The 23,766-nt window shown below is 50.2% G+C and carries 22 protein-coding genes; 15 read left to right on the forward strand and 7 right to left on the reverse strand.

Annotated elements, in window-relative coordinates; translation table 11 throughout:
- The first annotated feature begins 57 nt into the window (after positions 1-57).
- The 7 genes from IV433_RS06655 (at position 58) to IV433_RS06685 (ending at position 7,339) form a co-directional block, all read left to right on the forward strand.
- Positions 58-1,326 (forward strand): integrase domain-containing protein, encoded by a 1,269-nt coding sequence (locus IV433_RS06655; RefSeq protein ID WP_195813919.1) that lies wholly within the window; start codon positions 58-60, stop codon positions 1,324-1,326.
- Between the two features lie 91 nt (positions 1,327-1,417).
- Positions 1,418-2,119 carry a hypothetical protein gene (locus tag IV433_RS06660; protein ID WP_195813918.1) on the forward strand — a complete coding sequence of 234 codons (702 nt, stop codon included), beginning with the start codon at positions 1,418-1,420 and terminating at the stop codon, positions 2,117-2,119.
- Between the two features lie 147 nt (positions 2,120-2,266).
- Positions 2,267-2,476, forward strand: a complete 210-nt coding sequence (locus tag IV433_RS06665) for a helix-turn-helix transcriptional regulator (RefSeq protein WP_195813917.1) — start codon at positions 2,267-2,269, stop codon at positions 2,474-2,476.
- Positions 2,469-3,344 (forward strand): ash family protein, encoded by an 876-nt coding sequence (locus IV433_RS06670; protein ID WP_195813916.1) that lies wholly within the window; start codon positions 2,469-2,471, stop codon positions 3,342-3,344. The genes IV433_RS06665 and IV433_RS06670 overlap by 8 nt, the downstream gene beginning before the upstream one ends.
- Positions 3,341-5,971, forward strand: a complete 2,631-nt coding sequence (locus tag IV433_RS06675) for a DUF927 domain-containing protein (protein ID WP_195813915.1) — start codon at positions 3,341-3,343, stop codon at positions 5,969-5,971. The genes IV433_RS06670 and IV433_RS06675 overlap by 4 nt, the downstream gene beginning before the upstream one ends.
- Before the next feature lie 334 nt (positions 5,972-6,305).
- Positions 6,306-6,506, forward strand: coding sequence for a helix-turn-helix domain-containing protein (locus IV433_RS06680; RefSeq protein WP_195813914.1), 201 nt, complete (start codon positions 6,306-6,308; stop codon positions 6,504-6,506).
- A gap of 260 nt (positions 6,507-6,766) precedes the next feature.
- Positions 6,767-7,339 (forward strand): sce7726 family protein, encoded by a 573-nt coding sequence (locus IV433_RS06685; protein WP_195813913.1) that lies wholly within the window; start codon positions 6,767-6,769, stop codon positions 7,337-7,339.
- Here the strand turns inward: IV433_RS06685 and IV433_RS06690 are convergent.
- Complete coding sequence (locus tag IV433_RS06690) at positions 7,317-8,390, reverse strand: beta family protein (protein ID WP_195813912.1); 1,074 nt, start codon at positions 8,388-8,390, stop codon at positions 7,317-7,319. The two genes, IV433_RS06685 and IV433_RS06690, sit on opposite strands and share 23 nt — an antisense overlap.
- Positions 8,391-9,826: 1,436 nt before the next feature.
- On the opposite strand from IV433_RS06690, the gene IV433_RS06695 reads away from it, so the two are divergent.
- The gene (locus IV433_RS06695) at positions 9,827-10,606 is read left to right on the forward strand and encodes an ABC transporter substrate-binding protein (protein WP_195813911.1); all 780 of its coding nucleotides are present in this window, start codon (positions 9,827-9,829) and stop codon (positions 10,604-10,606) included.
- Positions 10,607-10,797: 191 nt separating this feature from the next.
- Here IV433_RS06695 and IV433_RS06700 read toward each other — a convergent pair whose 3' ends face one another.
- A complete protein-coding gene (locus tag IV433_RS06700) occupies positions 10,798-11,580 on the reverse strand; it encodes a DeoR/GlpR family DNA-binding transcription regulator (RefSeq protein WP_195813910.1) in 783 nt (260 codons plus the stop codon).
- 266 nt (positions 11,581-11,846) lie between these two features.
- On the opposite strand from IV433_RS06700, the gene gatZ reads away from it, so the two are divergent.
- The 7 genes from gatZ (at position 11,847) to IV433_RS06735 (ending at position 18,146) form a co-directional block, all read left to right on the forward strand.
- Entirely contained in the window at positions 11,847-13,142 is a 1,296-nt protein-coding gene (gene gatZ, locus IV433_RS06705; protein ID WP_195813909.1) for a tagatose-bisphosphate aldolase subunit GatZ, read from the forward strand.
- Positions 13,135-13,617: a PTS galactitol transporter subunit IIA gene (gene gatA / locus IV433_RS06710; protein WP_195813908.1), complete on the forward strand. Its 483-nt coding sequence runs from the start codon at positions 13,135-13,137 to the stop codon at positions 13,615-13,617. The genes gatZ and gatA overlap by 8 nt, the downstream gene beginning before the upstream one ends.
- A gap of 74 nt (positions 13,618-13,691) precedes the next feature.
- Entirely contained in the window at positions 13,692-13,976 is a 285-nt protein-coding gene (gene gatB / locus IV433_RS06715) for a PTS galactitol transporter subunit IIB (RefSeq protein WP_195813907.1), read from the forward strand.
- 3 nt (positions 13,977-13,979) lie between these two features.
- Positions 13,980-15,347 (forward strand): galactitol-specific PTS transporter subunit IIC, encoded by a 1,368-nt coding sequence (locus IV433_RS06720; protein ID WP_195813906.1) that lies wholly within the window; start codon positions 13,980-13,982, stop codon positions 15,345-15,347.
- 44 nt (positions 15,348-15,391) lie between these two features.
- A complete protein-coding gene (gene gatD / locus IV433_RS06725; protein ID WP_195813905.1) occupies positions 15,392-16,441 on the forward strand; it encodes a galactitol-1-phosphate 5-dehydrogenase in 1,050 nt (349 codons plus the stop codon).
- Positions 16,442-16,445: 4 nt separating this feature from the next.
- A complete protein-coding gene (locus IV433_RS06730; RefSeq protein WP_195813904.1) occupies positions 16,446-17,300 on the forward strand; it encodes a tagatose bisphosphate family class II aldolase in 855 nt (284 codons plus the stop codon).
- 141 nt (positions 17,301-17,441) lie between these two features.
- Positions 17,442-18,146, forward strand: coding sequence for a GNAT family N-acetyltransferase (locus IV433_RS06735; RefSeq protein WP_195813988.1), 705 nt, complete (start codon positions 17,442-17,444; stop codon positions 18,144-18,146).
- A gap of 77 nt (positions 18,147-18,223) precedes the next feature.
- On the opposite strand, the gene IV433_RS06740 is transcribed toward IV433_RS06735, so the two are convergent.
- The 5 genes from IV433_RS06740 to IV433_RS06760 all read right to left on the reverse strand — a co-directional run bounded on the left by IV433_RS06740 (position 18,224) and on the right by IV433_RS06760 (position 23,734).
- Entirely contained in the window at positions 18,224-18,772 is a 549-nt protein-coding gene (locus IV433_RS06740; RefSeq protein ID WP_229893270.1) for a GNAT family N-acetyltransferase, read from the reverse strand.
- 37 nt (positions 18,773-18,809) lie between these two features.
- Positions 18,810-19,907 carry a bifunctional DNA-binding transcriptional regulator/O6-methylguanine-DNA methyltransferase Ada gene (gene ada, locus IV433_RS06745; RefSeq protein WP_195813903.1) on the reverse strand — a complete coding sequence of 366 codons (1,098 nt, stop codon included), beginning with the start codon at positions 19,905-19,907 and terminating at the stop codon, positions 18,810-18,812.
- A 133-nt stretch (positions 19,908-20,040) separates the two neighbouring features.
- Complete coding sequence (locus tag IV433_RS06750) at positions 20,041-21,726, reverse strand: M28 family peptidase (protein ID WP_195813902.1); 1,686 nt, start codon at positions 21,724-21,726, stop codon at positions 20,041-20,043.
- The gene (locus IV433_RS06755; protein ID WP_195813901.1) at positions 21,726-22,523 is read right to left on the reverse strand and encodes a transporter substrate-binding domain-containing protein; all 798 of its coding nucleotides are present in this window, start codon (positions 22,521-22,523) and stop codon (positions 21,726-21,728) included. Before IV433_RS06755 ends, IV433_RS06750 begins: the two co-directional genes overlap by 1 nt.
- Before the next feature lie 23 nt (positions 22,524-22,546).
- On the reverse strand, positions 22,547-23,734 hold the full coding sequence (locus IV433_RS06760) for a M20 family metallopeptidase (protein ID WP_195813900.1): 1,188 nt from the start codon (positions 23,732-23,734) through the stop codon (positions 22,547-22,549).
- Positions 23,735-23,766: the final 32 nt, after the last annotated feature.

A 23,766-nucleotide genomic window follows, 5' to 3' on the forward strand; every position in this document is an offset into this window, starting at 1 on the left:
CTTTAGATATACGTTTAGTTATACGGCCACCATATAACTACAGAGCGTATAACTAAAATGGCTCGAACCACTACACCACTCACCAACACAGAGATCAAAGCCGCCAAGGGCAAAGATAAAGAGCACACGTTGCAAGACGGCGGCGGCCTTTACCTTTTGGTGAAACCCAGCGGCGCGAAGATATGGCGCTTCAACTACTACCGGCCGCATAGCAAAATCCGTGCGCTGATAAGTTTTGGCTCCTACCCTTCAATCTCTCTGGCCGATGCACGCCAGCGACGTGATAACGCAAAATCCTTACTTGCCAAGAATATTGATCCGCAAAATCATCAGCGTGAACTTACCGAAGCTGAAACAGCGATCTCCACACATACTTTCGAGAAAGTTGCCGAAGCATGGATGCAGATTAAAAAATCTGAAATCTCTGCGGAATACGCGAAAGACGTATGGCGCTCAATCGAAAAAGATTTGTTACCCGCGTTAGGCAATCTACCCGTCAGTACAATCAGAGCGAAAACAGTGATCAGCGCCCTTGAACCCGTCTCTGCACGTGGCGCACTGGAAACCGTAAGGCGACTCAGCCAGCGCGTTAATGAAATCATGATCTATGCAGTTAACTCAGGTTTGCTTGACGCCAACCCAGCATCAGGCATTGGGCGAGCCTTCAAAAAACCAACCAAAGAGCATATGCCAACAATTCGCCCTGAGAAGCTGCCAGCTTTCTTAAAGGCGGTTTCATTAGCAAACATCGACCTCACCACCCGCTTGGTGATCAAATGGCAACTTCTGACCTTAGTCCGCCCCGCAGAAGCTGCGGAAACCGCATGGGAAGATATCGATCTCGAAAATAAAGAATGGCGTATCCCTTCGCACAAAATGAAAGGCAACCAGAAACGCAAAGCCAGTGGTTATATTCACGTCATCCCGCTATCTGAGCCTGCGCTGGATATCCTGCAAACGCTTTCCCCACTCAGCCAGCACCGTGAACATGTTTTCCCATCGATTAAAAATCCTAAGCTACCGATGAACAGCCAGACAGCTAACGCAGCGATAAAGCGTATGGGATATCAAAATATGCTGGTTGCTCATGGCATGCGTTCAATTGCGTCTACAGCGATGAATGAAAATGGATTTAACCCCGATGCTATAGAAGCTGCACTTTCTCACGTCGATAAGGATGAAGTACGCCGCGCTTATAACCGCAGCACTTATTTGGAACAGCGTCGGATACTTATGGGCTGGTGGGGGGAATTTGTCGAAGCTGCCTCACAGGGTAGAACTCTGGTGCCTGAAACTTCTCGAGGTTTGAGACTGATAAACGAGTAACCAATTTGCTAACCCGTTGTTCTCTTCTATTATCTTTAAGTATCTGTATTCGATGGTAAATGATATTTAATTTAATGGCTGAGAGGTGAACATGGATCTGCTGAAAGAACATCAGTCGCAAATGATGAAATTCGTCACATTTAAAGAATCCGTTGCTCTTCTCGCCACAAAATATCCTGAAGCCACCAATAGCCAGTTAGCGGAAATCTTGCTGAGAAAAATGCTCAGAGAGGAGCGCCCTCTTTTGGAGGTCTATTTCTTATCGGCGACTAATGAAATGGTCATTTCTAGCCCTGATGCTAATGCTCATAACAACGCGACCAGCGCTAACATTATCGAGAATATGTATGAGTGCATTATCAACGGCTCGGCATACTCTTCAGAATTCAGTAAGCATGTTTATTATGAAATGGCTGGTCGTCGTGTATCAGTCGAAAATTACGGCTTTAAACGCGAGGCTCTGCAAAAATTCTTTCACGATATCGGACAAGACATCGATGTTTATAAGCCAGCGCGACCGACAGCGTCTGCTGATGCGTTGCCATTTTGGAATACTCATGAAAAAGGCATGGAGACAGCGCTAAAATTTGTCGCAGGGTTGTCTATCGCACTGGGGAAATCGGGTTCCAAATACCGACGAGGTGAGAAACTTAATCATTCTGCGATAGCCAAAGCTGCTCAAGATGCTTTGATAGACTTTAACCCTGAGGTAGAAATCGTTACCGAAAGGCAGCTAACAAACTTAATTAATGAGGCACTTAAAAAATATTCACCGCTGCTCAAAGAGTCCTGATTCGGACTTTATTCTGACTTCAAACTCCATTTCCAAATCGTAAAAACCCCCTTCCAACAATCTTTCGCCTAGTTCCAATAACGCTTTTCACATCCTGTTTAACTATCTGCACAAACCGGAATACGCCGGTTATTGGAGATAGCTGTCATGACACTTTCAACCCGTAAAATCTTACTCAAGAAAGAAGTAAAAGCCTTCATCCGCATTAATTCCGACAGCGCGTTTCAGGAATTAATTAATGCCGGTGAGTTCCCGAAAGGTTTCAGGCTTGGTCTGCGTTTACTGGGCTGGTTTGAAGATGAAGTCGAAGAATGGTTGATAAACCGTGTCGCAGAACGGGACGCGAATCATGACTAACACCATTAATATGGTCGACAAAACGCGCGCGCACGCGAGTAAACACCGCGTACAGGTGTGGAATGCACCTCGCAAAACCCTTTCACCTTACTTGGTTAAATACTTCAGATTGGAGTATAGTCGCGCCGCTGCGGCAAAATCCGCAGCCGGGTTTCGCACCCCGTTAACCTTCAAGGCGGCACTGCGCGTATTCAAATTGCGCTCATGTGCCGCAGTCTTTGCACACCCATTGCAAATGTGGCGGCTATGCTACATCTGTAATGTTTCAATGGTGGCTCAGATGGGGCAGCCTTCGGGCTGGCCGGTTTCCTTGAAGGCCGGTAGTGCGAACCTCGTCTGGGCTACCACCCAAGAGCTTCGCACCTCTCGTGGTAGCAATAACCGCTACTTCAAGGAGGCTGCCGAATGGCTACGATCCTCACCCAAAATCATTTCATTTCGCGCACCAGCCGTTTATTCAACGGTGTGCATCATGAATGATTTTATCAATCCAACCGATACCCTTCTCGACGCCTGGTCAATCTGTGACAGTTGCCGATTACTGGCAAACGCGCTGATTAATCCCCAAAACGCCGACTCTCAAGCCTATCTTTCCCTGATGATGCAAACCCAGCTCGAAAGCCTTGAAACGGCGCTGGCGTTACCTGTTCCTGAAAGCTGGGAAACCTTACCGCCACCGGCTGATGATGGTTTATTTGATAACACAGAACTTGAACCGTCTGAGCTGTGCGATCAGTGCCGCGCACTGAATTACGCGCTGATTATGCTGAGCAATAAAATGGTCAAAGAGGTGATCGCCTTTGTGCTATGTGAGCGTATCGAAATGCTGAAACGTTCACTCTACGCGCCAGACGGAGAGCATCCATGAAAACTATTGATGCTATCCGCCAGACAACTGAACAGGCTCGGCACCGCTGGCACAGCGTGCTAAATACGCTTTCAATCGATGTTCCCGCGTCGGCCAGTCATCACGCTTCATGCCCTGCCTGTGGCGGTGAAGATCGTTTTCGTTTTGATAATCTCGAAGGCAGAGGCACTTACTTTTGCAACCAGTGCGGCGCTGGTGATGGGCTGGATTTAGTCATGAAAGTGAAAGACTGTCCGGCGAAGAAAGCCGCCGAACTGGTAGCCAGCACTCTGAAGAAAACGGTAAACGCGCCAGCCATAAAGTTAACGGTTAAGGCTGTGCCTTTTGCTGGCACTTATGCCCGCATGCTGTCTTTGTCTTCGCAGGGCGAATCGGATTATCTGAAACAAAAAGGTTTAAACCACTTTTCATTTCCGATACTGGCCGCAGGGCAAATTTTACTGGGGCTGACTGACGATTCCGGAGAGATCACTGCTGCGCAAACTATCCGGCCAGATGGGGCTAAATGTCTCCTCAAAGGCTCGGAGAAAAAGGGGGCGTTTTACCTTGTTCCCTGTGAACAGGATACGCCGCAAACCGTCATTCTGGCCGAAGGGTTAGCGACAGCACTCAGCGCAAGCCTGATACGCCCTGATGCCCTTTGTGTGGTTGCCATCGATGCCGGAAATCTCCTGCCTGTGGCGGAAATCATGCGCCGAAAACACCCACAGGCAAAAATCATCATTGCCGCAGATAACGATGTTTACCCCGATAAATCTAACATCGGAATGCTTGCCGCTGAGAAAGCCGCTGAGGCGGTTTCCGGCTGGATTGCGCTACCGCCCACGCTGGATAAATCCGACTGGGATGATCACCGACAGCAGCACGGCATTACGCGGTGTGCGGCCGCGTTCAATGCATCGCTCTATCAACCTCAGGAGCACGCTATGAAAAATGCTTTTCCGCTGAAACCTTATGTGGATGTGCGGCCAGATGGCTTGTACTGGATTGAACCAAGCACAAATATTCACAGCGGCGAAAGGATTGATCGCGAAAGCTGGCTGAGTAACCCGATTGATGTAATTGGGATTGGTGCAAGTGAAACGGAACGCTACCTGATATTAGAGGCAATTCCTGCGGGAGATATGGCCTCACACATCGAAGCAATGCCAATGAGTGAAGTCGGTGAGCGTGAAGGCTGGGCGCGGTTACGTCGCAATGGGCTACGTGTAACGGCAAAAGGTAACCTGAGAGCGATTCTCGCCGACCATCTCTCGCAAAGTAAAAGCAATCAGCAATGGTCTGTTACCGATTCTACAGGCTGGCAATGCGGTGCTTATCTGATGCCGGATGGAACCTTGATTGGCGAACCAGCCACGCCGGTATTCTTCAATGGTAAGTCAGGCACGGCCAAAGGTTATGGCGTAAAAGGGACTCCAGATAGCTGGCGCGATAACGTGGCAGCTCTGGCGCGGGGTAACCCTTCCATGATGCTGGCAATAGGTTGTGCGCTCACAGCACCACTTATCGGGCTGGTGGGTGCGGATGGTTTCGGGGTACACCTTTTCGGCGGATCATCATCTGGCAAAACAACCACCGGCAATGCGGCCACAAGCCTTTACGGCGAACCGGAGGCACTGAAGCTGACGTGGAACTCCACGGCGCTAGGATTAATCAACGAGGCTGCCGCCCATAATGATGGTTTTATGCCGCTGGATGAAATTGGACAGGGTAGTAACCGCCGCGCCGTCGCCGAATCTGCCTATGCGCTGTTTAACGGCGTTGGAAAGATTCAGGGCGCAAAAGAAGGCGGCAACCGTGATTTAAAACGCTGGCGGGCGATGGCCTTCAGCACTGGTGAAACGGATCTGGAAAGTTATCTCTCGGCTGAAGGCCATAAAGTTAATGCAGGGCAACTGGTGCGCCTGCTCAACGTTCCTATCAGCAAAGCAAGCCAGTTTCATCACTATGCAGATGGACAGGCACACGCCGCCGCCATGTGCGATGCCTGCAATACTAACTATGGTGCAACTGGCCGTGCATGGATTGCCTTTCTCGCCAGCCAGAAAAAAAGGTTCATCAGAGAAACAGCGCTGATTTACCAGCGCCAGTGGTTAGCCGGACTGGATGTCAGTGCGGGGGAGCAGGTCAAACGCGTTGCCGTGCGTTTCTCTCTTCTGGAAACCGCTATGGTGCTGGCGACGCCTTTCACTAGGTGGCCTGTCGAAGAGGCTCACGACGCTTTACAGCAAAGTTTTAATGCGTGGGTTAATGAGTTTGGTATGGAAAACCGCGAAGTAAAAACGTGGGTAGAAAGTACTGATTACTTTTTACAGCGTTTTGGTAAAAGCCGTTATCTGGATTACTACAATCACAGCCAGCGAGAAGACTCTGTCAAAGATTTAGCCGGATATTGGGTGACTCACCCCAGCGGCGAGGGGCTGATATACCACACATGGCCTGAAGTATTTCGTAATGAAATTGCCAAAGGTTTTAACCCCACGGCTGTAGCTCAGGGGTTGGCTGATGTCGGTATGCTGGAAAAGCCTTTGAAAGGGATCAGCAAAAAAACGCTAAGCATTAACGGCAAACAGGAACGTTTTGTGGTGCTAAGGCGTTCCAGCAGTGAAGGAAAAGAAACTGAATAAGAATGGTACACGTGAGGAAATAGGGTCGGTTAGGTGGGTTAAGTCGGGTAATTAGTGTTATCTATTGAAAAATATAGTTTTTATCTAATGAATTTACCCGACCTTTAACCGACTTTGCCCCCATTTAACCGACCTTCTGAATTCGCTCTCGATAATCTAACCGACCTGAAAGAGATTTAACCGACCTTTAAAAATGCTAAGTCGGGTAAATTAATCGAATTAATTTAAATAAAATCAGTGTATTGCGTGAGTTAACCGACTTAACCCACCTAACCGACCCACTTTTGTATAACTATACAGAAGCTTGGAATTTGTATTAAAAAGGAGTTTGACCATGAATCAGGATTGGCACAGTGCGGACATCATCGCCGCACTCAAAAAGAAAGGCACTTCTCTGGCTGCGGTTTCCCGTCTGGCTGGCCTTAGTTCGGCAACATTGTCGAATGCGCTAGCGCGTAAGTGGCCGAAGGGTGAGAGGCTGATAGCGGAGGCGCTGGGGGTTAGGCCGGAGGAGATTTGGCCGAGCAGGTATTGAGCAAAAGAAATTTCTAATCTGGCTGCATATCCATACAAAAGGCTACATTAGCCGCTGACAAGACATACTTTTTCAGCGGTTAACGCTTCTGCATAAAACACTTAATATCATGTATTTATGTGAACTCTCAGCTATCAATTTATATGTTTAGTTGTTTTACTACTATTCTTTGGTTAGTGCTAAAAGCGACAATAACGCGTAGCATCTCTTTCCATGAAAAAATTCGAAAGGCTAAATTTCCTTAGAGAGAAGTTAATACAATGAGAGACATAGATGTTAGACAAGCAGTGCATGCAAAAATCCTTAAAGAACATCACAGGGATCCAAACACTCTTGTCATCGATGAGTTCTCACTTGGGTTAGGTGCCAGTCGTGCCGATATCACGGTTATTAATGGCATAATGCATGGATACGAATTAAAAAGTAAGAGTGATAACCTTACGCGCTTACCCTCACAGATTAACTACTATTCGTCTGTAATGGACAAAGTGACGTTAGTTGTTGATGAATCACATCAACATGAAGCTGCGAAATTGATTCCCGAGTGGTGGGGGATCAAGGTTGTTACGCAAGGTAAACGCAAGGCTATCCATCTTGAAACTAGAAGGGTAAATCGCTTCAACCCCGAATATGATAAAATATCTTTAGCAATGTTATTATGGAAAGATGAGATTTTGTCCATATTAAAAGATGTTGGCTTAGAGCATGGCTTAAAAAGCAAACCTAAAAGAATACTTTGGAATAAACTTGCCGAAGTTTTTAAAACCGATGAACTTCGGCAAATTGTTAGAGAAAAAATAAAATCACGTATTAACTGGAGAGTTGCGCAATAACCTTTGTAATATGATGATTAGCTGCAACTCGTCGCCAAACCTCAGGGCTTCCATAAGTAACTTCCTTGGAAGCCTTCAACATTTGCCCATGTGCATATAACCATATATCTTTATCCCCTTGACTAAAATTCTCACCGCAATACTCAACATGTTCAATCAATCTTTGACAATGGACACCATATTGCTCATAACCATATTTTTTTGGATCCCTTCCGCGAAAAACTAAAATACAATCTTCTCCGGTATAACGGATGCTTGCAGAGACGCTGGGGAATTTGGTCGGAATTCTCGTAAAGTCAGGATGTTGAATAGAATAATCACTAAATATAATATCACGCTTTAAGTTTCCATTATATTTAATTTTCTTCCATAACTCCCACTCAAGCCTAGGTATTTCCTCAATACCAACCTGAATATCTGATAGGTCTGTGGGGAAAGAACCAGCAGCAACTGACACACTACGGTAATCATACAAATTAGGAAGATTATTTATTCCCCCCTCTGCCATAATAACAAAGGTATCAATTGTATCTTGTTTCAAGCTTGCACGAAAATCTATAATAACATCAATATTATTCAATCCAATTTTCAGACTTTCAATATAAGAAACTAGCAACTGAGGGTTCATTAAATCAGCAGTTGTTAAGCGAAGGCAAACACTATCCGATATAACAGAACTGATTAATTTCTTGTATTTATCGCTCCTTGTCGGTGAGGTAACAGGAATTACTTCAACTCCATATTCTCTCAATTGACTTACTGCATTGATTACAGGGTAAGTGTCTCCCTCTGAAATATACTCTTCTTCAATGAGTAAACCATCTAACATAATACGCCTGGTCTCCCCTAAACAATCAGATAATTTCTTGCCAAAATCATTAAGATGATCATTATACGTTTTAGTAGGTAATTCCGTATCAAAATCAATACTTATTGGTTCAATCTCAATCAAAGGTACGATAAGCCTTTGGACTTGAATTGATAATTCTTTGATCGCTCGAAACTCAGCTCTCTTTCCTTTTAAAATTGGAATGTACATAACATTTTTCATAAAAGACTCCATTGTTGATTTATGAAATATGATTTCATTTACAGCACCCTCATAACGTGACCAAGTCGTCTCTTTCAAAAAATAATTAATTAAATTAATAATTAAGATGAAAATCACATCTAATCAGATAAACTTACACGAGTTTATTATTAATACACGTAAGTAATTAAACTAATTTTTTATCTATTAAAATCATGCGATAGATCAATAACTGTTATTGACTTATAACAAGCTCGAGAGCATTTTAAATTTGCTTAAGTAATAAAAAAACATACTTCCCATGCTGAAAGGAAAATCTATATGACGGATAGACGACCAATCAATAAAGATGTAAATGTCCCAAAACCGGGGGGGGGTGAACAACCTAGATCCCGTAATGAAGATGGCCAATTGCGCAAAAAACGTGACGATACCGGTAAACCAAGAGATCACAAATAGTTCAAGTGATTTAGGTTGATAAACTCAAAAAAATTAGACGCCTAATATTGATTATTGGGCGTTTTTTTAAATAACTTCTACTTCTTTTGCAAAGATGCCGCAGTACTGGATTATCTAATTCGAATATAATCAAAAGGGTTTTTATAAAAGCTCACGGTAGCAACACTCTCAATCACTACACCACCACTTGCCCTTCGTACCTTGATCAAAAGCATGGTCTTAATGCAAAGCGCCAAAAAGGTGGAATACGTGCTCATAGATAGGCACGAATACCTAGAACCAGTCTCGATTAACGAATCTTCCCTATCCTTAACTGATACTCAGCTGCAGCATCAAGATTCAAAGAAACTCTTAAGAACCAATTTTTCCCGCCAATGAATACGGACTTATCATATGCGGTGGATCTCGCTATTAGGAAAAAAACCGCCAACCGTTTTTTTGCTAAAACTAACCCACACTAGAAAAATGTTCTCACAGCAAAAAACTTTTGTCCTGAATCAGCCGCTTCCAGCCACTTGGATGAATTCGCTGGATTACGTGGTCATTTGTAGTTTTAGTTATACGTTTAGTTATACCCATTAAAAATAAATTTAACTTAATGTCATATATTCATATAGTTATGATGTTAAATCAACTTCCCCCAGCCCACCAAACAAGGTTTCGGTTATTACCAGATAAGGCCGTTACCGCAAAGAAAGCCGCAGCCCGCAAGGGTTTGCGGCTTTTTTATTGCAACCTCTCCGTTGAGTCATCGCAGTCTATCCTTTTGTTTTTCATTCATAACACGACATTTATCTCATCCATTTCGGCGGATAATCGTTTTCCATAGCGGCCGGTTATCTTATTGCTGCCATCTTCGACTATTGCCCGTTTTGCGCAGTTGTGTGGCGCTTGACCCTGCCTTATTGAGTCGTCATATTCGAAATAAGAAAGCATCACTTTTACCCTCGCCTTTAGCTGCGGGGGTTTGTTTTTTTGGCACCATCAGGAGATCACTTGTGAAGAAAAACATATTGCTGGCCATACTTGCGCTGGCGGCTACCAGCGGTTTTGCACAGGCTGAAACAACATTGCGTTTTGGCGTAGATCCTTCGTTTCCCCCTTTTGAATCTAAAGCGCCGGACGGCAAGCTGGTCGGTTTTGATATCGATCTGGGCAACGCAATCTGTCAGCAGGCTCAGGTTAAATGTGAGTGGGTTGAAACCGCGTATGACGGCATTATTCCTGCCCTGAATGCCAAAAAATTTGATGCCGTACTTTCCGCCATGTCGATGACGCCAAAGCGCAAAACTCAGGTCACTTTCTCCGACATGCTTTATCACGTACCCAGTGTGCTGATTGCGAAAAAAAGCAGTGGCCTGCAACCGACGGCGGAATCACTGCAAGGCAAAACCGTCGGCGTCGCTCAGGGAACCACGCAGGAAGCATATGCGCAAGGCGAATGGCAGAAGAAAGGCGTGAACGTCGTCTCTTATCAGAATCAGGATTTCGTCAATCAGGACCTGGCCTCTGGCCGTATCGACGTAACGCTGACTAACGCGGCGGCAGCCGAAACCGGCTTTCTGAAAACGCCTGAAGGCAAAGATTATGCCTTTGCTGGCGAGCCGTTAAACGACACCCGTTATCTGGGCGAAGGAACGGCTATCGGCCTGCGTAAGGATGATCAGGCGCACCTGACACTTATCAATAATGCGCTGGCAGAAATCCATAAAAACTGGACTTACCAGACGTTGGAAAAGAAATACTTCACATTTGAGGTCTATACCAAACAGCCGTAATTCCTTTCATCAGGCCGCATGTGGCTAACCATGCGGCTCAATATTTGCGGGACGGATTCCAATACCACCTGCCAGAAACTGCAATTCAGAAGATTGTTTTCGTGAACCTCCGCAATCCTCAAACCTTCCCGTTTCACTGATCCGGCTTTCAGCCTAAAGTCAGCCTCGCCGATAAACGTTATCTGAAAAGGTTACACCAATATGAGATCCGCCGATGTCTGCCTGAGCGCCTGCAAAGCTTCATCACGAATATCCGTGTCCGTAATGATTGTGTCGATTTTTTCCATCGGCAACACAAGGTTATATCCGCGACGGCCAAACTTAGTGGAATCAGTGACAACGACGACCCGCTGAGCGGCGGCAGCCATAATACCGCTGATGCTGTAGCCCTCATTAAATGTGGTGATGCCTGTCGCGGCGTCCAGGCCGTCTGCGCCCACAAACATCAGATTGGCGACGATTCCCTGTAAGGCATATTCCGTAATGTTTCCATGCAAAGAGCGCGTTTTATGCCGCAACGTTCCGCCACAGACTACCAGCGTGATATCGGGGTTTTCAGATAACACAAACGCAGCGGGCAAATTGTTCGTGATGACGGTGATGTCGCCTGATTTCACCAGTTCTTCCGCCAGCAACATGGTGGTGCTGCCACTGTCGAGAATGACGGTATCTCCGGGTTTTACCAATCCTGCAGCCGCCTGAGCGATGCGTTTTTTAGGATCACTGGCCTGCAAATAGCGTTCTTCTAGCACCATTTCATCCTGCGGCAATCCCGTCAGGTTGGTCACTGAAGCATCGCGTTTCGCCGCACCGCCATGAAAGCGCTTCAGAGCGCCCTTTTGTTCCAGCAATCCCAGGTCAGAACGGATTGTCACTTCAGAAACGTCGAAAGAACTCGAAAGCTCGGCGACCATGACGGTGCCGTTTTGATTCACTAAATCAATGATTTTGTTACGTCTATCATAAGTATTCATGATTAAGGATCCGAAAGACTGTATTGCGGACAGTGTAAACAAAAGGCGTCATTAAGAGGAGAAAAAAATCCCGACATTGTGAAACGTGATATCACCTTGCCCGCCAGGCTTTGATTGCTTTCATATTACGACACAACCTGGAAGTCGAAAGAAAACGAATGCAACAACCTTACGAAATATTTCGATCACTGTCACGAATTCTGTAAAACGCTATTGTTTGGCTTTCGAAATGATATGAGTATCTTCGAAAACAAACGGAGGCCAATATGAAAGATATTATCGAAAAACATAAGCAAGGCGAAAGCACCGGGATTTGTTCTGTCTGCTCTGCACATCCTTTGGTAATCGAAGCCGCCCTGCGGGAAGATCTCCGCACCAATCGTAAAGTGCTGATCGAAGCCACCTCCAATCAGGTGAACCAGTTTGGTGGCTATACAGGAATGCTGCCGATCGATTTTCGGGATTTCGTTCTCGCGATTGCGGAAAAAGTCGGATTCCCGGTGCAGCGACTCATTCTGGGAGGGGACCATCTGGGGCCAAACTGCTGGCAAATTGAAGATGCTGAAACTGCAATGTCTAAGGCAGAAGTGCTGATAGCGCAATATGTTGAAGCCGGTTTCAGCAAAATCCATCTGGACGCGTCAATGTCATGCGCAGACGATCCGGTTCCGCTTGATCCTTTTGTTGTCGCTCAGCGCGCAGCACGTCTGTGTCAGGTGGCCGAACGTGTAGCAACACCCCAACAGAAACGCTCGCTGACTTACGTCATTGGCACCGAAGTTCCGGTTCCTGGCGGAGAAGCTTCTGCTATCCAGCATGTTCATGTGACCGAGTCGAAAGACGCGCAAGCTACGCTCGAAATGCATCATCAGGCTTTCCGGGAAATGGAGCTTGAGGCGGCAATTGAACGGATCATCGCCGTTGTTGTGCAGCCAGGTGTAGAGTTTGATCATAGCCGTGTGATCCACTATCAGCCGAAACTCGCTGAAGGATTATCGGCATATATAACAACGACTCCGCTGGTGTATGAAGCACATTCAACCGATTACCAAACCCGTGAATCCTATCGTCATCTGGTTGAGGATCACTTTGCCATTCTGAAAGTCGGGCCTGCTTTAACCTTTGCCCTTCGTGAAGCCGTTTTTGCTCTGGCGAATATCGAACAGGTGCTGATCGCCCCTGAATCCCGCAGCCAGATACTGACCGTGATCGACGGTGTCATGCTGGACGAACCGGTTTACTGGAAAAAATACTACAACCCGACATTCAGCCTTTCGCTGATCGACCTGCATTTCAGCCTTTCAGATCGCATTCGTTATTACTGGCCCAATGCCCGCATCAACCGGGCTATGGAAGCGCTGATCGCCAATTTAAAATCTGTGGAAATCCCGCTGGGCCTGCTGAGCCAATATCTCCCCGCGCAATTTGAACGGGTGATGGCGAATAAACTGACCAGCGATCCTCACGAACTGATTATTGATAAAATTCAGGACGTTCTGCGCGCCTACCATTACGGCTGTTCCCCGCAGCCCGTCAGCGCGGAGGCCTGCAGCAATGCTTAACTGCGAAATCTTCGTCAAAACAAATATTGCCTTCACGGATTATCTGGAAGCCTTGGCCCACATCGGAGAAAGCATGGTCAAAGCTGGTGTGGTTGAAAGCACCTATCCGCAGGCGCTGCTGAATCGCGAGGCCGAATTCCCGACGGGCATTCAGCTTGAAGAGCATGCAGTCGCTATTCCGCACTGCGAAGCCAGCCATGCCCGGAGCCCGGCTATCTACCTGATTCGCCCGGATGCTCCCGTTGAATTCTTTCAGGCTGATGATGAAGGCACCGTTCCTGCTTCTCTGATTGTGGCGCTTATCGTCACACATCCGTCAGAACAGCTGAGCTTGTTACGTCAACTTTTCAGTCAGCTACAGAAGCCGGAATTTTTAGAAAAACTGCTTACTGCGCCAGAAAATCAGCTGGCATCCCTCTTTGAGCAACAGGTTTTCTTACCGGCTGAAGAGAAAATTTCTCCCGTTTATATCTGAAGCCGTTACCAACCGAAGCACCTCCTCTACACCTTACTTAAAAACATTAAAACAAAGCATCAAGGAGCCTTACCGTGAAGCGAAAAATCATTGTCGCCTGTGGCGGAGCCGTTGCCACTTCCACTCTGGCAGCAGAGGAAATCAAAGAGTTATGCGCAGCACATAATATTGAAGTGGATCTCGTCCAGTGCCGCGTCACTGAGATCGAAACCTACATGGACGGTGCGCATCTGATTTGCACCACGGCCAGAGTTGACCGCAAGTTCGGTGCGATTCCGCTGGTACATGGGATGCCGTTCATTTCTGGCGTCGGCATGGATGCGTTGCGTGAGCAAATACTGACCCTGTTGCAGGAGTAAGCCATGTTTACCGAAATAATGCGCTACATCCTCGATCTCGGGCCGACAGTCATGTTGCCCGGCGTCATCATCATTTTCTCCCTGATCTTGGGCATGAAACTGGGGGACTCATTTAAATCAGCCATTCACATTGGCATCGGCTTCGTCGGGATCGGTCTGGTCATTGGCCTCATGCTCGATTCCATCGGGCCTGCGGCAAAAGCGATGGCCGAGCATTTTGAAATCAACCTGCAAGTGGTGGATATCGGCTGGCCGGGCTCATCACCGATGACCTGGGCATCCCAAATTGCGCTGGTCGCCATTCCGATTGCTATCGGGGTGAATATCGTGATGCTGCTGACCCGCATGACACGCGTCGTCAACGTCGATATCTGGAACATCTGGCACATGACATTCACCGGCGCCATGCTGCATCTGGCAACCGGATCATACTGGCTGGGGATCATGGGCGTCGTGGTTCACGCGGCATTCATCTACAAACTGGGCGACTGGTTTGCGAAAGATACCCGCGATTTCTTCAACCTTGAAGGCATCGCTATCCCGCACGGCTCCTCGGCTTATCTCGGCCCGATTGCCGTGCTGGTCGATACCCTTATTGAGAAAATCCCGGGTCTGAACAAAATCCACTTCAGCGCCGACGATGTTCAGAAACGCTTTGGCCCGTTCGGAGAACCCGTCACCGTGGGTTTTGTCATGGGTCTGATTATTGGCTATCTCGCCGGATATGACATCAAAGGCGTATTGCAGTTGGCCGTCAAAACGGCTGCCGTCATGCTGCTGATGCCACGGGTGATTAAACCGATCATGGATGGGTTAACACCTATTGCCCGCCATGCCCGTACACGACTGCAAGCCCGTTTCGGTGGACAGGAGTTCCTGATTGGTCTGGATCCTGCGCTTTTGCTCGGCCATACCGCCGTCGTTTCTGCCAGCCTGATCTTTATTCCATTAACGATTTTGATTGCGGTGCTGGTACCGGGAAATCAGGTTCTGCCGTTTGGGGATCTGGCAACAATCGGTTTCTTTGTGGCAATTGCGGTTGCCGTGCATCAGGGGAACCTGTTCCGCACGCTGATTTCGGGCTGCATCATCATGAGTATCACCCTCTGGATTGCGACGCAGACTATCGACCTGCATACGCAGCTCGCGGCAAATGCCGGTGCTCTCACAGCCGGTGGCCGGGTGGCATCCATGGATCAGGGCGGTTCTCCGATTACCTATCTTCTGATCCAACTTTGTACGCTGAAAAACATCGCGGGGCTCAGCATCATCGGCGTCATTTACGCCGTGGGTGTATTCCTCACATGGCGACGTGCCCGTAATTTTACCCGGGCTGAAAAACAGGCAGCGGCTGCACTGGCCAGCGCTTAACCCTCATCCAGGCGGAGGGTTACCTCCGCCTTAAGGAAACAATGATGCAATCTGTAGTTGTACATCAGGGCGGAACAATTACCGTCGAGGAAAAGGCAAATCCTGTATTAAGCGCGCCCGATGATGTGTTAGTTCGCGTTGCGTATTCCGGCCTGTGCGGCTCTGATATTCCGCGTATTTTTGCCAACTCTTCGCATTATTATCCGATTACGCTCGGCCATGAATTCAGTGGTTACGTGGTCAGCACAGGTGGCGAAGTTCATGATTTACAGGAAGGTGATGCTGTGGCGTGCGTTCCTCTGCTCCCCTGCTTCCAGTGTGAAGAATGCAAAAAAGAAGCCTATTCACAATGTAAGCACTACCAGTTTATCGGCTCCCGCCGCGATGGCGGCCATGCGGAATATGTGGTCGCGCCGAGAAAAAATCTCTTCCGGCTGCCGGAAAACGCTTCTCTTTTACAGGGCGCATTTCTGGAACCGATCACCGTGGGTTTACACGCACTGAAACTGGCCGGTGGTTGTGAAGGCAAAGAAGTCGTCGTGATTGGTGCAGGGACGATCGGTCAGTTGATCATTCAGGCCGCAAGCGCCCTGGGTGCGCATTCCGTGACCGCCATAGACATCAACCCTCAGCGGCTGGCGCTTGCTCTGGAAACCGGTGCAAGCCATAGCTTCAACAGCGCCATGCTGAACGCTGATGAAATCCGCCAGCAAAGTCAGGAGCGTCGTTTTAATCAGCTGATTATCGAAACCGCTGGCACGCCGCAAACCGTCGCGCTGGCTCTCGACATTGCGGGCCCGAAAGCGCAGGTCACGCTGGTCGGTACGCTGCATAAAGATCTGACCCTGAATGTGGCAACCTTCAGCCATATCTTGCGTAAAGAGCTGACGTTACTCGGCAGCTGGATGAATTATTCCGCGCCCTGGCCCGGCAGTGAATGGCAGCTCGCAACGCAGCTTTTCGCGGAACAGAAAATAAATCTGACACCGCTCATTGGCTGTCTTGGCGACCCGGAGGAATTTGCCAAAGAAGTTACCGCCCTGAAGGGAAAACCTATGGCGGGCAAAATCCTGCTGGATTTAACAAGGAGCTAAATTCATGTATCTGATCTCAAACAGAGAAATGCTGCTGGCGGCGCAGCGCGAAGGTTATGCGGTTCCGGCATTCAATATCCACAATATGGAAACGGTACAGGTTGTGGCCGAAACGGCGGCCGCGATGAGCTCTCCGGTCATACTCGCCGGAACACCCGGCACATTCAGTTATGCGGGAACCCGGTACCTGATTTCGATATGTCAGGAAGCAGCACGGAAAAACCGTATTCCGCTGGCACTGCATCTTGATCATCATGAGGAACTGGAAGACATCGCGGCGAAAGTCCGCTCGGGGATCCGATCCGTCATGATCGACGCCTCACATTTCCCGCTGGCAGAAAACATTGAAAAGGTGCGCGATGCGGTGCGTTTGTGCCATGCCTTTGACGCGAGCGTAGAGGCCGAACTTGGGCGGCTTGGCGGGCAGGAAGACGATCTGGTCGTTGAGGAAGGCGACAGCTTCTTTACTGATCCGGTTGTCGCCAGGCACTTTGTGGAATCCACCCGTATCGATTCTCTGGCAGTCGCCATTGGTTCAGCGCACGGCTTATATCTTGGCACGCCCAAACTGGATTTCCGCCGTCTGGAGCAAATTCGTCAACTGGTCGATATTCCCCTGGTGCTGCATGGCGCGTCCGGGATCCCGAATGACATGATCCATGAGGCGATTGCGCTTGGGATCTGCAAAGTCAATGTCGCGACTGAATTGAAAATTGCCTTTGCCGATGCAGTAAAAGACTATTTTACAGCGCATCCTGACGCGAACGATCCGCGCAAATATATCGTTCCCGGAAAGCTGGCTATGCAAAAAGTAGTGGAGGAAAAGATAAAAGTCTGTGGCAGTGCTGGTCGTTTATAACCAGCATGAGATTTACCGCCTTCATAGATTAAAAGCGGAGGTTTTTTCTCCGCTTTTCAGCTCTTTGGCATCTCACCGGTTGCAGCCCAATCGCCATTCTGATTTTATGGAAAGCTCTCTGATAGTGAAATGGAAAAGATGATGACAACCCTCAACCACTTTGGTCAGCCCGTGGGCGACGCCCTTCCCGACTGGCAACCTCGCGAACGTCCATCACGCGTTCAGCTTAATGGCACCTGGTGTCGCCTGGAGCCACTGAGTTGCGAACGCCACAGTCAGGATCTGTTTAACGCCTGGCACAGCATTGATAACGGCAGTGACTGGACCTACCTTTCCGTTGACCGCCCGGCGACGCAGGCTGAATGCGATCTGTTTATTTCGCAGCAGGTCAAAAGTGAAGATCCGTTGTTTTTCGCCGTGGTGGATAACGCCACAGGCCGCGCCGTCGGCAGCGTATCGCTGATGCGTATCGACCCGGTGAACGGCGTTGCGGAAATTGGTTGGGTAAACTGGTCACCGCTGATGAAGCGCACGCGTTTTGGCACCGAAGCGATTTATCTGCTGCAACGTTATCTGTTCGATACGCTGAAATACCGCCGCTGCGAATGGAAATGCCACAGCCTGAATGAACCGTCTAAACAGGCGGCATTACGGTTCGGTTTTCAATACGAAGGCACATTCCGCCAGGCTATCGTCCTGCGCAGCCACAACCGTGATACCTGCTGGTATTCCGTCATCGACAGCGAATGGCCGGAATCGAAAACGGCATTTGACCGCTGGCTGAGCGCCGACAACTTCTCTGCGGAAGGCCAGCAGAAGCAGCGTCTGGAAGAACTGCGTAAATAAAAAATAGCCCGCGGAATTCACTGACGCGGGCACTTTCTTTGCCTGGCAGATTTAAACAGCGAATTTACACGGCAGATTTACGCGGCAGACAGCAACGTAATATCCGGCCACGCATAAAGGATATTTCGCGAACGCCAGAGCGGCCCGGAGTCGGTATATCGCCCCGCTTCGCGGCCACCCAGCGCACTGTAAAACCGGATTGCCGGTTCGTTGCCTTCCACTACGCCAAGTCCGACGCCGCGATACCCCTCGGCAATAAGATGCTGAGCCGCTTTACTGATTAACCGTTTCCCGATGCCCTGACGCTTAAAATCGCCGGAAACATACAGGAATTTGATTTCGGCCATCTCGCCAAAATCAGGGTTAGATGATGCCGAGGTCAGGCAAAATCCGGCCAGTCTTCCGTTGGCTTCAGCCAGAAAAATACCCTGCCCGGCTGCGGGATGATCAAATTTATCCTGCCAGAAAGCTTTACGGCGTGGCACATCCAGCGCAGCGAAAGCTTCCGCCGGGGCGAGTTCGCGGTAGGTTTCACGCCAGATAGCGACGTGCAATCCGGCAAGTTCATTAATATCTTCTGGCGCAGCTTCGCGCAAAGAAAAAACAGGCACGGCGTCCCTCGTCATCAAAAAATCCGGTGGTAGAAAAGTCAGCTGAGTATAGTCAGGCTTTTTCTTCCCGCGCTAACAATGTACGCTTTCTTTCCACGCCCCAGCGGTAGCCGGAAATATTCCCGTCTGTTTTCACGATGCGATGGCAGGGAATGGCAACGGCCAGCAGGTTCGCCGCACAGGCACCGGCCACGGCGCGAACGGATTTTGGCGAGCCAATTTTGCGGGCAATATCGGCGTAGCTGGCGGTCGTTCCGGCTGGAATATCGCGCAATGCCTGCCAGACGCGCTGCTGAAAAGCCGTACCGCGAATATCCAGTGGCAAATCCAGCCCGATTTGCGGCTGTTCGACAAAGCCGACGATCACGGCAATACGCTGCTCAAAATCAGGATCGCCGCCGACCAGTTCAGCTTGCGGGAAACTGTTTTGTAATTCAGCGATCAGCTTTTCCGGATCATCGCCCAGCAAAATGGCACAAATTCCGCGCTGGCTTTCAGCGACTAAAATCTCGCCGAGCGAAGAGTGCCCGATGGCAAACCATACGCGAACATCACGGCCACCGGCGCGGAATGATTGCGGCGTCATGCCCAGCACCGTGCCCGACGTTTCATAAAACCGGCCATCGGATGAATACCCGGCGGAGTGAACCGCTTCGGTCACTGTCGGCGCAACGGTCAGCTTTTCACGAACGCGGCGCGTGCGCTGCGCCTGCTGATATTCTTTTGGCGTCACACCGGTTTGGGCTTTGAATATACGGTGAAAATGATAAGCGCTGATGCCGACTTCTGCCGACAGCTGGTTCAGCGTGAGCATTTCGGTTGACTGTTCAAGCAGCCGGCAGGCCTGCGCCACGCGCTGAGCGTGAAACTGCGCCAGTGAAATAAGCCCCTGACGGCAGCGTTTGCACGGGCGAAAACCGGCCTGTTCGGCGGCTTCGGCATTATCGTAGAATTCAATATTTTCCGGGTTTGGCTGGCGTGACGGACACGAAGGCGCGCAGTAAATACCGGTGGTTTTTACCGCATACACAAACTGGCCGTCGGCCTTCTCATCGCAACTGACAACCGCCTGCCAGCGCGGATCCTGCGCCTGATGACTTTCCGCACTTCCCGATACCGCATCGTGACGAACTTGCGCTTTACCTGACATGGTCTGCCTCACATTTCCCGACTGGATGACTCACAGCTTATGCCGTGAAATCACCGTGCGCCCTCCGGCGCTTGCTTTCTCATTCGGTACGCTAACAGAGAAATGAGCAGTCAGTTTAGCGGCAAATCTCAAATCATGAGCGACAAATAGCGTCTGCGTTTTCAATCAGCGCCAGTGCACGATCCCGCTGGCGCCAGAAGCGTGTGGTCATCATCAGCCACATCTCGGGCGACGTATTTTTGCGGGCTGAAGCCAGTTCCTGAAAGCCGGGAAACGCGCCGCCGCGATAACTCAGATCATAGTGAAAATCATCAACCGAGCTGTAACGCAGGCGATGTAAATCTGCGATAACCCGCTTTAGCTGCGGCTGCCAGACGAGCGGATCCGCCATCCAGCGTGTCGTCAGTTTCTCCAGTTCAGGCTGCAATTGCCTGAGTTTTTCAGCCACCGGCGCGAGGTCGAATTCCGGTGAAATAGCTGCGATAAGCTGCGTGAGGGAGTGCTGCAAACTTTCAAGATACGCCAGCGGATCCAGCGGCAGCACGGGCTGCGTCAGTAAACTTTCCAGCCAGTGCGCGTGAATTTGCGTATCGCGCCAGAGAATATTCAGATCCACCTTATCGTAAGTGTCCGCTTCCGTGTGCCACCACCAGCCGCCACCGCTGCCCGGTGACTGCGTCGTTTTTTCCTGAGGCACTTCGCGGAAGGCAAAATGCAGCGGTAAACCGCAGCCCCAGAATGACTGGTCGCCGCCTTTTCCCAGCGCGGTAATGCGCAGCGCCGGTTCACCGGTCACGGCTTCAACGGCGGCGTTTAAGAACCTGTGGGATTCAGAACCACTGGCATTCAGCACCACATTGACGGCGTCGAGACACCCCGGCGAATCCACGTTGATATGCGCCACACAATGTTGTTTCAGCTGCTGTCGGTAACGGTCGGCGTACCACGTCGAGCCGCCATAACGGGCATTGGAATGCCCCGGCCACCAGATAATCCGCAGCCCGCGCAACAGCGTCTCTCGTTGCTGATAAAAATGGATCGCCATCGCCAGACACAGCGCATTGCCGGTCGCGTTATCGGTCACGCCCTCGTGCCAGGAATCATAGTGGGAGGACAAAAGCACAAACTCCGGGCTGCTGCCGGGAATATCCACCACCGGCATGCTGCATTCGGCGACGTGATAATTCAGCTGTGTGGCCATTTTCAACGCCATCAGCGGGTTATTCTGAAGCTCTGCTAACAACCGCTGGCCGTCCTGCTGATTGACCGAAATCACCGGCAGGCGCGGATAACGTAAAAAATCATCCGGTTCCGGCGTACCCCAAACCGGCCCGACCGTTTCTTCATGCAGCGCGGATTCCGCAGAACCCCAGATATGGATCAGCCCGAGCGCACCGGCGGCACACAGCCGTTGCACGTAATCTTCAAAGCCCTGACCGGCGATCACGATTTTGCCTTTTACGTTCTGCGCCCACGCTTTCCACTGAAGATCGGTACGCGGCGCGCAGGCCTCTGCGTCATAAAAAGCCCGCCCTTCCACGCCCTGCGGGCAATGCGCGGAAAATGAACGGGTTTTCGCTTCACAGCGCCAGCCGGGTTTGCCGGACAATTCCAGGCTGCCGCTCAGCGGATCGCTGAGATACAACGGGCAATGCATCAGGCGCGCATCCAGCCCCTGTTCCTGCAATAAAGACACCATGCGCTGCGCCGCCAGTTCAGCATCATCACAACCGGAAAGCCGGTGCAGCGAGGAAAACTCGTGCAACAGGCCGTCCATCAGCGGCAGTAAATGTTCACGAACCGGCGGACGCAGTGGCATTATTCGGCTTTCCCCTGCTGATGAACGGACATGTCCAGCGGGCCGAAATATTTCACTTTGATCTTCTCCCAGGTGCCGTCGGCCTTAATTTTTGCCAGCCCGTCGTTGAGCAACGCTTTGATTCTGGCGTCGTCTTTGCGCACGCCGTAGGAGGAGCCGATGCTGAATATTTTGTCGTCACGCACTTCCGGGCCGGTCAGCTCAAAGTTTTTCCCTTCCGGCTTATTGAGGAATCCGAAGGTCACGGCGACCGCCGGGCTGAGCGCGCCGTCTAAACGCCCGGCGACCAGATCCTGATAAATCGTATCCTGATCGGCGTAAGCCACCACATCGACGCCTTTCGGCTGCCAGAAGGTATTGGCGTACATTTCCTGAATCGATCCCTGCTGAACCGCAATGCGTTTACCCTGCAAAGACTCCGGCGTCGGCAACAGCGGGCTGCCTTTTTGCACCACCAGTTTGGTTGGAATGTGATAAACGAAATCGCTGAAATCAATCACTTTACGGCGTTTTTCCGTCGCGCCCTGTGGCGAAATAAAATCGACTTTCTTGGCGAGCAGGGAAGGAATTTCGGCGTCAAAACTGCTGACCACGAACTCGCATTTCACTTTCATCACGTCGCAGATGGCGTTGGTGATATCAATTTCAAAACCGGTCGGCGTCCCGCTGGCATCACGGTACTGGAATGGCGGATAGCCCATGTCGGCGGCGACGCGCAGGGTTTCACCGTCTGCGTGAGCCATCGCGCTGCCAAAGGTCAGTGCCAGAACGGCAGCCGCCAGTGTTTTTTTCATCATTATTCTGTCCTCTCTTCCCAAAGTTATTGTTTTGACTGCCAGTTTGAAAATTCTTCTCTGACTGCGCGGAGCTTTGTGTCGTCCTGACATAAATCGAGAGCCGTCATCGCCAGCGCTTTGGCGGCCTGTAACATGCCCTGCAACCCGGCTTCTGAACCGGCAGCAACGGCAAATTCCGGCGTGTGAGGAAGGACATCGCCGATACGGATATACGGGTGGATCGCCGCCGTAATCTGGCTGACATTGCCGATATCGGAGGAACCGATGCCGCCTTTCAGCGGAGGCGGAACGACTTCAACGCCGATTGCTTCCAGGTTTTGCTGGAAGAATCCGGCCAGCGTGAGGTTGTTGTTGCGTTCGGCGTAGGTCAGCCCTTCTTCGATTTCCAGCCGTGCGCCGGTCATCAGCGCTGCGCCGCGTGCCGCATCGAAGACTTTTTGCTTCACGGCGGCCAGACCTTTCACGGTGTCGGCGCGCATCAGGAATTTTGCTTCGCTGTAGGCCGGAACGATATTGGTGGCGCTGCCGCCGTCGGTGATGATGCCGTGAACGCGCACATCATCGGTGAAAAGCTGACGTAACGCGTTAATTCCGTTGAAAGTGTGGATGACGGCATCCAGCGCGCTGATGCCGTTTTGCGGCGCGGACGCCGCATGCGCTGCTTTGCCATAAAATTTAAAGACGGCATCGACACACGCCAGCCCGCCGCGCACCACCATGGTTTTATCGCGCGGATGGAACATCATCACCGCATCGGCATCGTCAAAAATGCCTTTGTCGCTGAGGATAATTTTGCCGCCGCCTTCCTCTTCCGCCGGTGTGCCGATCACTTCCAGCCTGCCCGTCAGAAACTGCGAAACCTGTTTCAGCGCCAGCGCTGCCGTCACGGAAGCCGTGCCGATCAGGTTATGTCCGCAGGCATGGCCCAGATTGACCAGCGCGTCATATTCGGCCAGTAAGGCAATCACCGGCCCCGGTTTACCGCTGTCATAAGTGGCGCGGAACGCCGTCGGCAAGCCGCCGAGTTCTTCTTCAATCTCAAAACCTGCCGCACGCAGGGGCGCAATCAGCGCCGCCGCAGAATTCACTTCTTCAAAACTGAGCTCCGGATTGGCATGAATGTTCAGCGCCAGTTCCGTCGCCTGAGCCGCCAGTAAATCGACGGCAGCGATAATCTGCGCCTTTTGTTCTTCTGTAGTGCAAACCGACATGTTTTATTCCCTGCGATGGTGCAAAGCCAAAA

This window comes from Rahnella laticis, from assembly GCF_015644585.1.
Lineage (GTDB): Bacteria > Pseudomonadota > Gammaproteobacteria > Enterobacterales > Enterobacteriaceae > Rahnella > Rahnella laticis.